The 12353-nt window shown below is 73.4% G+C and carries 9 protein-coding genes; 4 read left to right on the top strand and 5 right to left on the bottom strand.

The genetic code is table 11. The features are described 5' to 3' along the window. Nucleotides 1–80: 80 nt before the first annotated feature. The 4 genes from HTZ77_RS08760 to HTZ77_RS08775 all read right to left on the bottom strand — a co-directional run bounded on the left by HTZ77_RS08760 (nt 81) and on the right by HTZ77_RS08775 (nt 5972). On the bottom strand, nt 81–2075 hold the full coding sequence (locus HTZ77_RS08760) for a cytochrome c oxidase assembly protein (protein ID WP_175588964.1): 1995 nt from the start codon (nt 2073–2075) through the stop codon (nt 81–83). Continuing rightward, entirely contained in the window at nt 2072–2680 is a 609-nt protein-coding gene (locus HTZ77_RS08765) for a copper resistance CopC family protein (RefSeq protein WP_175588965.1), read from the bottom strand. The genes HTZ77_RS08760 and HTZ77_RS08765 overlap by 4 nt, the downstream gene beginning before the upstream one ends. A 44-nt stretch (nt 2681–2724) precedes the next feature. Then, a complete protein-coding gene (locus HTZ77_RS08770) occupies nt 2725–4008 on the bottom strand; it encodes a helix-turn-helix domain-containing protein (protein WP_175588966.1) in 1284 nt (427 codons plus the stop codon). 287 nt (nt 4009–4295) lie between these two features. Beyond that, on the bottom strand, nt 4296–5972 hold the full coding sequence (locus HTZ77_RS08775; protein ID WP_175588967.1) for a helix-turn-helix domain-containing protein: 1677 nt from the start codon (nt 5970–5972) through the stop codon (nt 4296–4298). A gap of 93 nt (nt 5973–6065) precedes the next feature. On the opposite strand from HTZ77_RS08775, the gene HTZ77_RS08780 reads away from it, so the two are divergent. The 3 genes from HTZ77_RS08780 (at nt 6066) to HTZ77_RS08790 (ending at nt 10043) form a co-directional block, all read left to right on the top strand. Beyond that, nucleotides 6066–8273, top strand: a complete 2208-nt coding sequence (locus tag HTZ77_RS08780) for a xanthine dehydrogenase family protein molybdopterin-binding subunit (RefSeq protein WP_175588968.1) — start codon at nt 6066–6068, stop codon at nt 8271–8273. A gap of 63 nt (nt 8274–8336) precedes the next feature. Next, a complete protein-coding gene (locus HTZ77_RS08785; protein ID WP_175588969.1) occupies nt 8337–8570 on the top strand; it encodes an EF-hand domain-containing protein in 234 nt (77 codons plus the stop codon). Between the two features lie 87 nt (nt 8571–8657). Continuing rightward, nucleotides 8658–10043: an NCS2 family permease gene (locus HTZ77_RS08790; protein ID WP_175588970.1), complete on the top strand. Its 1386-nt coding sequence runs from the start codon at nt 8658–8660 to the stop codon at nt 10041–10043. On the opposite strand, the gene HTZ77_RS08795 is transcribed toward HTZ77_RS08790, so the two are convergent. Continuing rightward, entirely contained in the window at nt 10040–11026 is a 987-nt protein-coding gene (locus tag HTZ77_RS08795) for an excalibur calcium-binding domain-containing protein (protein ID WP_175588971.1), read from the bottom strand. The two genes, HTZ77_RS08790 and HTZ77_RS08795, sit on opposite strands and share 4 nt — an antisense overlap. Nucleotides 11027–11197: 171 nt before the next feature. Between HTZ77_RS08795 and ald the strand changes: the two genes are divergently transcribed. Beyond that, nucleotides 11198–12322: an alanine dehydrogenase gene (ald, locus tag HTZ77_RS08800; protein WP_175588972.1), complete on the top strand. Its 1125-nt coding sequence runs from the start codon at nt 11198–11200 to the stop codon at nt 12320–12322. Nucleotides 12323–12353 lie beyond the last annotated feature (31 nt).

Below are 12353 nucleotides of genomic sequence, written 5' to 3' on the forward strand. Positions count from 1 at the left end.
CAAGGCTACCTGGCGGGTGGGAGACGTACGGCTTGAGGATAGATTGCCCTGCCGATCCGGCTACGCGCACCCGCCCGAGGTCAGTCGGCCTGGTCGGCCCTGCCCGCCTTGCCGGCCTTGTTGAGCCGCGCCAGGTAGGCGTTGTAGGCGTCGAGCTCGGGGTCGCCCCCGCCGCGGTCGGCCCGCCGGTCGGCGCGGCGCCCCTTGCGGTCCTCGTCCTGGTACCACTGCACGGCGATGGCCAGCAGCACGATGAGCGTCGGGATCTCGCCGAAGCCCCAGGCGATCGCGCCGCCGTCGCGCTGCTCGTCGATGAGCGGCCCGCCCCAGGTGCGGCCGAGCTGCTCGTACCAGTCGGACGCGATGACCGCGCCGGTCATCATCAGCGCGACGCCGAAGAACGCGTGGAACGGCATCGTGACGAACAGCGTCAGCAGCCGGCCCACGTACGGCAGCCGGTGCGGGGCCGGGTCGACGCCGATGATGACCCAGAAGAACAGCGACCCGGTGATCAGGAAGTGCAGGGTCATCCAGATGTGCCCGAGGTGCTCCTCCATCGCCGAGGCGAACAGCGGCGTGAAGTACAGCGCGTACGTCGAGGCGATGAACAGGGCGGTGGCGATGCCCGGATGGGCGGCGACCCGCACGAAGCGGCTGTGCAGGATCGTGGTCAGCCACTCGCGCGGCCCCCGGTCGCCGCGCCGGACGGCCGGCTTGAGCGCGCGCAGGGCGAGCGTGACCGGCGCGCCGAGCACGAGGAAGATCGGCACGATCATCGACAGGGTCATGTGCTCGATCATGTGCACGTCGAACATGACCTTGGCGTAGCGGGCCAGGCCGCTCTGCGTGGCGATGACGAGGATCGCCACGCCCAGGAACCAGGCGGCGGTGCGGCCCCACGGCCAGGCGTCGCCCCGCCGCAGCAGCCTGACCACGCCGGCGGCGTACAGACCGGCCAGGAGGGCGGCCACGAGGGCGAAGAACAGGTCGAGCCACCACAGCGTGGCGAGGTTGGCCAGGGAGATCGGCGGCGGCACCGGGAAGCCGAGCAGCTCGAAGGCCCGGTCGGCGGGCAGGCTGACCTCGGGCGGGCGGGTACGCGACAGGGCGACGGCCAGGCCGACGGTCGCGGCCATGAGCAGCGCCTCGCCGGCCGCGAGCCGGGTGAAGGCGCGCGGCCGGTCCGCGGCGAGCGCGGCGAGCGTGCGCTGCCGGTGCCACCAGCCGACGTAGCCCAGCAGCACGAACGCGACGACCTTGGCCACCACGAGCACGCCGTACGACGACGTCCACAGGTCGGACACGGCGGAGAGCCGGGCGAGGACGCTGAACACGCCGGACGCGCCGACGCCGACGTAGCACCACAGCGCCATCCGGGAGAAGCGGGCGGCGGCGACGTCGAGCCGGGGCTCGCGGCGGACGGCATGGACGGCCACGACGACGAGGCCGCCCACCCACAGGGCCAGCGCCAGCAGGTGCAGCGACAGGGCGGTGGTGGCCAGGCCGTGGTTGGGCGAGGAGGAGGCGTGCCCGGTGAGCGCCGGCGGCAGCATGGTGACCAGCGCGAACACCAGCAGCCCGGCCGCCGCGCCGGCGGTGATGGCCCCGCGCGAGAACAGCGAGATGGCCACCGCGAACAGGATGACCAGGGTCAGCGCGATGCCCTGGCTGGTCTGGGTGGCGTAGGAGCTGAGGTAGTTGCCGCTGGAGACGGCCTGCAGGACGGGCTGCCCCCAGGAGTCGGACACCTCGAAGACGAGGGTGAGGAACGCGCTGCCGGCCCAGGTCAGGGCGGCCCAGGAGGCGGCCCGGACGTAGCCGGTGGCGCTCGCGCCGAGCATGCCCTTGTCGTTGGGCAGCAGCGCGGCGGCCGCCAGCAGCAGGCCCACGGTCAGCACGCCGGCGGCGTCCATCGCCAGCTTGGCCAGTGGCAGCCCCCATCGGGTGACCGCCCCGGCGTCGGGAAGTCCGGCGATGATCCGCGGGAAGGCCGCACCTCCGGCGATCATGGCGATCACCAGGGCGGCGACCGCCGCTGCCGCCGCCGCGAGCGCGAGACGCGCGGCTCTGGTCACGGCCGCTTCTTGCGCATGCTGATGAGGAAGCCGACGCCGATGCCCGCCAGCGCGCCGACGACGACGACCAGCCACACGGGGAAGGTGCCGGAGGAGGCGCCGGCCTCCTGGGTCGCGGCCGCCGCGGGAGCGGAGGAGGCCGGGGCCTGCGACTGCGGGGCGGCGGGCTGGGCGGCGGCCGTCTCGGAAGTCTGAGCGGCGGGCGTCTCAGTGGCGGGGCTCTGCGTCTCGGGCTTGGGGGCGCCCTTGACGGTGAAGGGGATCTCGCCCTCGATCGGGTGGCCGTCGGAGGAGACCACGCGGTAGGCGATCGTGTACTTGCCGTCGGGCAGGGTGTCCTTGAGCGCCTGGCGCACCACCGGGCCGTCGGCCTCGGCCGAGCCGGCCTGGTGCGGGGCGCCGTCGGCGCCGCGGACGATCACGAACGGCATGCGCACCTTGGCGCTGAACTCCAGCTTCACCTTCTCGACGGTCTTGACCGTGGAGCCCTTGGCCGGGTCGCTGCTCTTGAGCGAGTCGTGCGCCAGCGCGGGCCCGGCGGTCGCGCCGAGCAGGAACAGGGCGGCGAGGAACGCGGTGATTGCCGCGATCGGGGTTCTTTTCATGGCAACCCCAGGCTACCGACGCCGCCGCCCGGTCCAGACTTCGGTCACAGACCCGCGCAGGCGAGCGCGCGGTGGAAGGCCGCGACGCTTCCCTCGCTGTCGCCGAGCTGCTCCATGCTCTCGGCGGCGGCGTACCACATGCCGGCGACCTGGCGCGAGTCGGGAAGCGGCAGGAGCCAGTCGCTGACGGCGCGCAGCTCCTCCTGCGCCTCGGGCAGCCGGCCCAGGCCGCCGTACGCGCGGCTGAGCAGCAGGTGGGCCTCCGCCTCCTGCGCCCGGGCGGTCTTCGGCATCATCTCGACCCCGGCGCGGCCGTGCTGGACGGCCAGCTCGAAGTTGCCCGCCACGACCTCGGTGCGGGCCAGCTCGGCCTGGGCGTTGGCGCGGTCGAGCGTGCTCGCCGAGGTCTGCGCCAGCTCCTCCTCGGCCCGCACCAGCATCGCGCGCACCTCGTCGACGGCTTCGGGGTGGAGGCGCAGCTTCACGACGGCGTAGGCCACGCGGGCTCGGGCGAGGTTGCGTGGCTGCCCGTTCTCCGACTGGATCGCCAGGGCCCGCTCGAGGAAGCCCAGGGACTCCTCGCCATGGCCGGTGTACCTGGCCACGATGGCGGCGTTCCAGCACGCCGCGACGATCGCCCTGGGTGTGCCCAGCATGTCGGCGGCGTTGAGCAGCTCGGCCGCGAACTGGCGGGCGCGCAGCAGATCGCCGCTGTAGAGGTAGCCGCCGAGCAGGGTCGCGCCCAGCTCGACCAGCCCGTCGGTCCAGGTCGGACGGGGCGAGACGCCGAGGACCGCCTCGCCCACCTTGATCGCCTCGCTGAGGCGGTCGCTCAGCCGGTAGCAGCGGCACAGGGCGATGGCGACGTTGATCTGCCGCTCGGCGTCGAGGTCCTCGGTCTGCAGGCGGCGCAGCACGGCGATCGCCTCGCCCAGCTCCCCGCACGCCTCCAGGGCCAGCGCCAGCCCGTACTCGGTGTCCAGGCGCAGCGACGTCAGGCCGGCCAGGTTGTGGTTCGCCATGAGCTCGGCGAACCTGGTGCGGGCCTCGATCACTTCGCCGTTCTCGAGAGCGATCCGCGCGTAGCCGAGGGAGAGCTCGATGTCCTCCATCTGCTCGGCGGTCACGCCGTTGAGCAGATAGGACAGCGAGCAGTCCAGCTTCTGGGCCAGGAGCTCCAGCACGGCCGGGGTCGGGGTACGCTTGCCACTCTCGATCAAGGAGACATAACTGTCCGACAACTCCGGGTGGGCGAGCTGCGCCTGTGAGAGGCCACGCTGCCGCCTCACCGTCTTGATGCGAAGTCCGACCAGGTCAGATGTGGTCACAGCTATCGCTCCCTGAGATGATGACGTCCGAACAACCTAGAGGCGAGGGAGAACCCCCATGCGCGCGCGCATTGCCCTGTCCGTGCTTTCCGCTTTGGTCACGGCCTTTGTAGTGGTCGGAGGCAATGCTACGGCCGATGCGGCCGTTTCGTCTCCATCCGATTCGAGCCAGATCTCCGCCTCCTTCTCGGAACCCATCTGCTGCTGACCCGCAACCGCTCGCACTGCTGCTTTCCCTGTGTCCGGCACCGCACCCGGACACAGGTCTCGCTCACCGGCCTTCCGGCTCAGCCCGCACGCAGGGCCAGGAAGAAGTCGACCCGGTCGGCCATCGTCGACAGGTCGCGGCCGGTGAGCTCCTCCACCCTCCCGATCCGGTAGCGCACGGTGTTGACGTGCACGTGCAGCCGTTCCCCGCAGGCGTTCCACGAGCCGGCGCAGTCGAGGAAGGTGGCGAGCGTCCGCACCAGCTCCGACTGGTGCCGGCGGTCGTAGTCGACGAGCGGCCCGAGCAGCCGGGCGGCGAACGAGCGCCGCACGTCCCCCGGCACCGTGGCCAGCAGCAGCGCGTGCGTGTAGATCTCGTCGCTGGTCACCACGCCGCCCGAGCGGGCCTCCGCCAGCCGTCTGGCGTGACCGGCCTCCTCGATGCCGCCCCGCAGGGCCGCGGCCCCGGTCAGCTCGCCGCTGAGCCCGACGCGCAGCCGCCCGTCGGGCAGCGCCGCCAGCACCTCCGCTCCGCGCCGCAGCCGCTCCGCCAGCTCGCCGGCGCTCGCGCCGCCCAGCGGCACCACCGCCAGCGCGCCCTCCAGCGTCACGCCCGCCGCACCGTCCGGCCGCGCCCCCGCCACCGCACCGTCCGGCCGCGCCCCCGCCACCGCACCGTCCGGCCGTCTCACCGCCGCCGCGGCCCCCGCCACCGCGCCGTCCGGCCACGTCACCGCCACCGCGCGGTCGGCGCCGACCGCCGCGACGACCTCGCGGCCGAGCAGTTCCTCCAGCGCCCGCCCGCCGAGCGTCGCGGGGCCGGGGCCCCGCTCGGGGACGTCCCCGTGCCGGGTCCGCCGGGGCAGGGTGGCGCTCACCACCGCGTACGGCTCGCCGTCGCCGATGCCGCAGGTGCGCAGCCGGGCGGCGACGACGGCCGGGTCGGGCTCGGTGAGGGCGGCCGTGACGAGCTGCTCGGCCAGCCGCCGCTCGACCCGGCGGCCCTCCTCCATCCGGTTGCGTTCGAGCGTGACGCAGGCGGCCAGCTCGTGGCCCAGGTCGGTCCGGTCCGTCAGGTCGCCGTCGCAGGCGAGGACCCAGCCCGCCGCCCGCCGGCCGTCGCCGGTCCCGCCCGGGCCCACGGCGAACAGCGTGTGAGCACCGGAGCGGCAGGGCAGGGCCGGCGCGGTGAGGTAGGCGCGGGCCAGGCCCACGGGGTCGTCCGCCCGTCCGGCGACCACCTGGCCGCAGGCGGAGACCACGGCGCCGGTGACGCCCAGCTCGGCGGCGGTGAGCGCGAACAGCTCGGTCAGCCCGGCGCCCTCGGCGACGGCGGCGACGAGCCTGCGGTGACGGCCGAGCGCGTCGCGGGCATCTCGGGCGTCACGGGCGTCGCCGGGCGGGCGGGACGCCGCCAGCTCGGCCAGCGCGCCGAACGACACCTCCGTGGGCACCTCCAGCAGCGGCAGGCCCGCCTCGGCGCAGGCCGCGACCAGGTCGCCGGGGACGTGGCCGAGCCGTGCCAGGCCGGCGCCGAGCGCCGCCACCCCGGCCCGCGCGAGCGCCGCGACGAAGGGCGCCGAGTCGGCGGGCCCGTGCCGCCACATGAGCCCGGTCAGCACCAGCTCGCCGCCCGACAGGTAGCGCCCGGGATCGGGCAGGTCGGTGATGTGGACGCCGCGGAACTCGGTGTCCGGGTCGCCGGTGAGCAGCCCGAGCCGCAGGCTGCCCACCGCCAGCAGCTCACTGATGCGCACTTGGAGGAATATACAAGTCCGCAGGTCGAGTGCGGACCCGGATTTCACTCGCCGCGCATTGGAGGGCCGCGGCGGCGGTGCTCTACTCGAAGGATGACCGAGACCAGCACCGGGACCCGCGCCGCGGTGTGGGGCGTCGGCGCGAGCGCCCCGCGCCCCGACGCGACGCTCAAGGTGACGGGCGAGTTCGCCTACGCCTCCGACCTGTGGCTCGACGGCATGGTGTGGGGCGTGACGCTGCGCAGCCCGCACCCGTCGGCGTGGATCCGCTCGATCGACCTCGGTCCCGCCCTCGCGATGCCGGGGGTGCTCGCCGTGCTCACCCACGAGGACGTGCCCGGCGAGAAGTTCTACGGCCTCGACGTCAAGGACCAGCCGGTGCTGGCCGTCGACCAGGTGCGCTACCAGGGCGAGCCGGTGGCGCTGGTGGCCGCCGACCACCCGGAGACGGCGCGGCGGGCCGCTGCGGCGATCGTCGTGGACTACGAGGTGCGGCCGGCGGTGACGGACCCGCGCGAGTCGCGTGACGTCGTGCGCCACCAGCCGGTGCGGGTGGGCGACACCTTCGAGGCGGAGGTGGTGGTCACCGGCGAGTACGAGGTCGGCATGCAGGACCAGGCGTTCCTCGGCCCGGAGTCGGGGCTCGCGGTGCCGGCCGAGGACGGCGGCGTCGAGCTGTACATCGCCACGCAGTGGCTGCACGTGGACCGCGACCAGCTCGCGCCCTGCCTCGGCCTGCCGCCGGAGAAGGTGCGGCTGACGCTGTCGGGCGTGGGCGGCGCGTTCGGGGCCCGCGAGGACCTGTCGATGCAGGTCCACGCCTGCATGCTGGCGCTGCGGCTGGACCGGCCGGTCAAGATCGTGTACGGGCGGGAGGAGTCGTTCTTCGGCCACGTCCACCGGCACCCGGCCCGCATGCGCTACGAGCACGGCGCCACCCGCGACGGCCGGCTCGTCTACGTCAAGGCCGACATCCTGCTCGACGGCGGTGCCTACTGCTCCTCCTCCCCCGCCGTCGTGGGCAACGCGGCCTCGCTCGGGGTCGGGCCGTACGAGGTGCCCAACGTGCGGGTGGACGCGACCGGCGTCTACACCAACAACCCGCCGTGCGGGGCGATGCGCGGGTTCGGCGCCGTGCAGGCGTGCTACGCGTACGAGTCGCAGATGGACCGGCTGGCCGAGGCGTGCGGGCTGTCGCCGGTGGAGATCCGCGTGCGCAACGCGGTCTCCCAGGGCTCGTCGCTCATCACCGGCCAGGTGATCGACTCGCCGGCGCCGCTGGCCGCGATGCTGCGCGAGCTCGACGCGATGCCACTGCCCGAGCCCGTGCCCCCGGGGCGTTCCGGCGCCGACCTGCGGGGGTTGCCGGGCGGGGTCTCCCAGACCACCCACGGCGAGTCGGTACGGCGGGGCGTCGGCTACGGCGTCGGCATCAAGAACATCTGCTTCTCCGAGGGCTTCGACGACTACTCGACGGCCCGGGTGCGGGCGGAGCTGATCGGCGGCGAGCCGCACGTGACCGTCCACACCGCGGCGGCCGAGGTCGGCCAGGGCCTGGTGACGATCCAGGCGCAGATCGCGCGCACCGAGCTGGGCGTCGAGCACGTGACCGTGGCGACGGCCGACACCACCGTGGGCTCGGCCGGGTCGTCGTCGGCCTCGCGCCAGTCGTACGTGACCGGCGGCGCGGTCAAGGCCGCGTGCGAGGCGGTACGGGCCCGCTTCGAGGGGCTGCCGGCGCGGGAGGCGCTGGAGAAGTTCGGGCCCGTCGAGGAGACGCGCGAGTACCGGCACCGCCCGACGTACCCGATGCATCCGGAGACCGGGCAGGGTGACTCGCACACGCAGCTCGCGTTGTGCGTCCACCGGGCCGTGGTGGACGTGGACGTGGAGCTGGGCCTGGTCAAGGTGGTGGAGCTGGCGGCCGTGCAGGACGTCGGCCGGATCCTCAACCCCGCGGCGCTGGAGGGGCAGATCCACGGCGGCTCGGCGCAGGGCCTCGGGCTGGCGCTGATGGAGGAGATCCAGGTGCGCGACGGCCGGGTGCTGAACCCGTCGTTCACCGACTACCTGATCCCCACGATCCTCGACATGCCGCCCATGCGGCTGCGGATCCTGGAGAACCCGGACCCGGCGGCGCCGTACGGGCTGCGCGGCGCGGGCGAGCCGCCGACGCTGTCGTCCACGCCCGCCATCGCGGCGGCGGTGCGGGCGGCGACGGGACGCGAGTTGACGCGTGTTCCCATCAGACCCGAAGATATCGCCTTGTTCTGGGACCGGTCCGATGACGCGGTCCGCTGAGGGGCCCGGACCTGCGGCGATCACGCGCCGCGCCGGCCGGGCCGGCGACGGGGAGGTATTCCGATGGCTGACGCGCGCGAAGCGGCCAAGGCGGAGTTCGAGCGGTTCGACGCCGACGGCGACGGCCTGCTGACGGCGGCCGAGATCCGGCAGGTCAACCAGGCGCTGGGCGGCCAGGGCGTCACGGACGAGGAGGTCGAGGCGTTCATCGCGGCGGCCGACAGCGACGGCGACGGCCGGATCGGGCTGGAGGAGTTCGTCGCCCTGGTGGGCGGCGGCCGCCACGAGAAGGCATGATCGCCGCCGCCGGCGGCCGCGGCGAGCAGGCATGATCGCCTCTCTCGCCGGGTAGGGCATCGGCAGTCCCCCTGACCGCGAGGGGGGATGTCCGTGCTCGACAGGGTCTTCGAGCTGAAGGCTCGGGAGACGACCGTCGCGCGCGAGGTGCGCGGCGGGATCACGACCTTCATGGCGATGGCCTACATCGTCCTGCTCAACCCCATCATCCTGGCCGGCGCCCACGACGTGACCGGCGCGCGGCTCACGATCGTCCAGCTGACCACCGCCACCGCGCTGGCGGCGGCGGTCAGCACGCTGCTGATGGCGTTCGTGGGCAACGCGCCGTTCGGGCTGGCGGCCGGCCTCGGGCTGAACGCGGTCGTGGCCTACCAGGCGGCCCCGTACATGACCTGGGCCCAGGCGATGGGGCTGGTCGTGCTCGAAGGCGTGGTCATCATCGTGCTGGCCGTCACGGGCCTGCGCACGATCATCATGAACGCCATCCCGCTCGCGCTCAAGCATGCGATCAGCGTGGGGATCGGGATGTTCATCGCGCTGATCGGGCTGGTCGACGCGGGATTCGTGACCCGCGGGTCGGGGACGCCGGTGCAGCTCGGCTCGACCGGCCACCTGACGGGCTGGCCGGTCACGCTGTTCTCCTTCGGGCTGCTGCTGATGATCGTCCTGTACGTCCGGCGGCTGCCCGGGGCGATCCTCATCAGCATCATCGTCACCGCGATCCTGGCGGTGATCGTGGACGCGACGGCCCGCGTGGACCCCCGCTCGTGGGGGGTGGTGCAGCCGCGGGTGCCCGAACGGCTGATCGCGCCGCCCGACTTCGGGCTGGTGGGCCAGGTCGACGTGTTCGGCGGTTTCGCCCGGGCGGGGGCGCTGACGGCCTCCGTGGTGCTGTTCACCCTGGTGCTGTCCGGCTTCTTCGACGCGATGGGCACGATCATCGGCGTCGCCGACGAGGCCGGGCTGGTGGACGAGCAGGGCCGCGTGCCGAGGCTGGGGCGGATCCTCACGGTCGACGGCGTCGCCGGCGTGATCGGCGGGGCGACCAGCTCGTCGGCCAACACGGTCTTCGTCGAGTCGGCGGCCGGGGTGGGCGACGGCGCGCGGACCGGGCTGGCCGCCGTCGCGACCGGCGCGCTGATGGGGCTCACGCTGCTGTTCACGCCGCTCGCGGGAGTGGTGCCCGCCGCGGCGGCGGCTCCGGCGCTGGTGCTGGTCGGGGCGCTGATGATGACGCAGAGCCGGAACGTGCCGTGGGAGGACCTGGAGCTGGCCATCCCGGCGTTCCTGACGATCGCGATGATGCCGTTCACGTACTCGATCACGAACGGGGTGGGCGCGGGCGTGATCTCGTACACGCTCATCAAGGCGGTGCGCGGGAAGTTCGCGCAGATCCCGTGGCTGCTGTGGGTGGTGTCGGTGATCTTCCTGGCCTACTACGCGATCGACGCCCTGGAGGGGTGGGCCACCTAGCGGATGTCGGCGCTGTTGCAGGCCACGCCGTTGCCGTCCACGTCGGTGTACCAGCCGTACTCCTCGTGGACGCCCCTGGTGTAGGGGCCGCGGCCGGCGGCCACGGCCTCCTTGCAGCTCGTGTACCTGCGGTCGGGGGTGCGCCGGCCGCCGGTCGCGGTGTTCGTGCCGCCGGGGGTGGCGGCGTGGGCGGTGGCGGGGTTCGCCGCGAACGGGTCGGTGACGCCGGTGCCCGGGGTGCTCTGGGTGCCCTGGGTTCCGGGGGTGCTCTGGGTGCCCGGGTTCGTGGCGCCTGGGTCCGTGGCGCCCGGGTCGGTGGCGCCCGGGTCGGTGGCGCCGGGCGACGGCCGGCCCGCTCCCGGCTGATCCGTGCCGGGCTGGCCGGTGCCGGGCTGGCCGGTCGCGGGCGGGCCGCCGAGCAGGCGGGCGACCAGGGCCTCGGCCTCCTGCCTGGTGTAGCCCGCGATGCTCAGGCTGTCGCCGTTCATGGTCTGCGTGACGACGGGCGCGGCGACCACGGTGCGGGGCACCAGCACGACGGCGATCTGCCGCTGGTCGGTGGCCATCTCGTCGATGAGCTCGACCACCTTGTCCTTGAACTTCGGCGCGATCGCCACGCGCACGGAGTAGGTGCCGTCCTTCTCGCGCACGGGCTCGATCCGCTGGACGGCCTCGACCGTGACGCCGTCCTCCAGCAGGTAGCAGGTGGTCTGCCGGTCGTCGAGGGCGGCCTCGGCGCCGGGGCACGGCGCGGGCTTCTGCTCCCGGACGGGGGCGAAGTGGATGGGCGTGGGCAGCCGCTGGGGCGGTGCGCCGCCGAGCAACGGCGCGTCGGGGCTGCGCGTCATGAGGACGGCCACGGTGCCGAGCACGCCCGCGATCACCACGACCAGGACGAGCGAGACGATCAACACGATGGTGGTGAGCCGACTGGCCTGCGGCTCCTCCGGGACCGCTGGTGGCGGTTCCTCCGGCTTGTCCATCCTTGGCGACCCCATCCCTGACGTACGGGCTGCCGGTGAGCTTAGCGAGGAGGAGCGGCACCCAGGTAATCAGACGGAGATTCGTGATGCTGTCCTGGGATAAGGCGGGTTTTGGAGGAATAAGGAGGAGATGGCGGCGATTCTGTCCGGCTGACGAAACGAGGGCGAGTCATGAAGGTCGGCGTTCCCCGCGAGGTCAAGGACAACGAGTACCGCGTCGCGCTCACACCGGCGGGCGTCCACGAACTGGTGCGCAACGGGCATCAGGTCTTCGTCGAGAGGGATGCGGGCGTCGGCTCGTCCATCCCGGACGTCTACTTCGAGTCGACGGGGGCCGTGATCCTGGACACGGCGGACGAGGTCTGGGCCGAGGGCGACCTGGTGCTCAAGGTGAAGGAGCCGGTGGCCGAGGAGTACCACCGGATGCGCAAGGGGCAGGTCCTGTTCACGTACCTGCACCTGGCGGCCTCCCGCCCCTGCACCACGGCGATGCTCGACTCCGGGGTCACCGGGGTCGCGTACGAGACCGTGCAGGCCGACAACGGCGCGCTGCCGCTGCTGGCGCCCATGTCGGAGGTGGCGGGCCGGCTCGCGCCGCAGGTGGGCGCCTATCACCTGATGCGCTCCGGCGGCGGGCGCGGCGTGCTCATGGGCGGCGTCTCCGGCGTGCACGCGGCGAGGGTCGTCGTCATCGGCGCCGGGGTGTCCGGCATGAACGCGGCGGCCATCGCCCTCGGCATGCAGGCCGAGGTCATGCTGCTCGACCGCAACATCGACAAGCTGCGCCAGGCGGACCTCATCTACCAGGGCCACTGCCAGACGATCGCCTCCAACACGCTGGAGATCGAGCGCGCGGTCCTGGAGGCGGACCTGGTCATCGGCGCCGTCCTGGTGCCGGGCGCGCGGGCGCCCAAGCTGGTGACCAACGACCTGGTCAGCCGCATGAAGCCCGGCTCGGTGCTGGTGGACGTCTCCATCGACCAGGGCGGCTGCTTCGAGGACTCCCGGCCGACCACGCACGCCGAGCCGACCTACCAGGTCCACGACTCGGTGTTCTACTGCGTGGCCAACATGCCCGGGGCCGTGCCGCACACCTCGACGTACGCGCTGACGAACGTCACGCTGCCGTACGCGCTGGCGATCGCCGACCTGGGCTGGCGGCGCGCCATGCACCTGGATCCGGTGCTGGGACGCGGCCTGAGCACCCACGAGGGTCACCTGGTGAGCCGCCCGGTGGCCGAGGCGCACGGCCTGGAGTGGACGCCTCCCGAGGACGTCATGGGCCGCGCGGCCTAGCGCCGGGGCGAGGGGTCGCCGCCGGGGGGAC

Origin of the sequence: Nonomuraea montanisoli, assembly GCF_013363975.1 — a bacterium.
Classification (GTDB): domain Bacteria; phylum Actinomycetota; class Actinomycetes; order Streptosporangiales; family Streptosporangiaceae; genus Nonomuraea; species Nonomuraea montanisoli.

Bases quoted from the DNA above. Each gene is read 5' to 3' on its own strand.
- HTZ77_RS08765 (WP_175588965.1), bottom strand. From the start codon at position 2,680: ATGAAAAGAACCCCGATCGCGGCAATCACCGCGTTCCTCGCCGCCCTG.
- HTZ77_RS08780 (WP_175588968.1), top strand. From the start codon at position 6,066: ATGACCGAGACCAGCACCGGGACCCGCGCCGCGGTGTGGGGCGTCGGC.
- HTZ77_RS08785 (WP_175588969.1), top strand. From the start codon at position 8,337: ATGGCTGACGCGCGCGAAGCGGCCAAGGCGGAGTTCGAGCGGTTCGAC.
- HTZ77_RS08790 (WP_175588970.1), top strand. From the start codon at position 8,658: ATGTCCGTGCTCGACAGGGTCTTCGAGCTGAAGGCTCGGGAGACGACC.
- HTZ77_RS08795 (WP_175588971.1), bottom strand. From the start codon at position 11,026: ATGGACAAGCCGGAGGAACCGCCACCAGCGGTCCCGGAGGAGCCGCAG.
- ald (WP_175588972.1), top strand. From the start codon at position 11,198: ATGAAGGTCGGCGTTCCCCGCGAGGTCAAGGACAACGAGTACCGCGTC.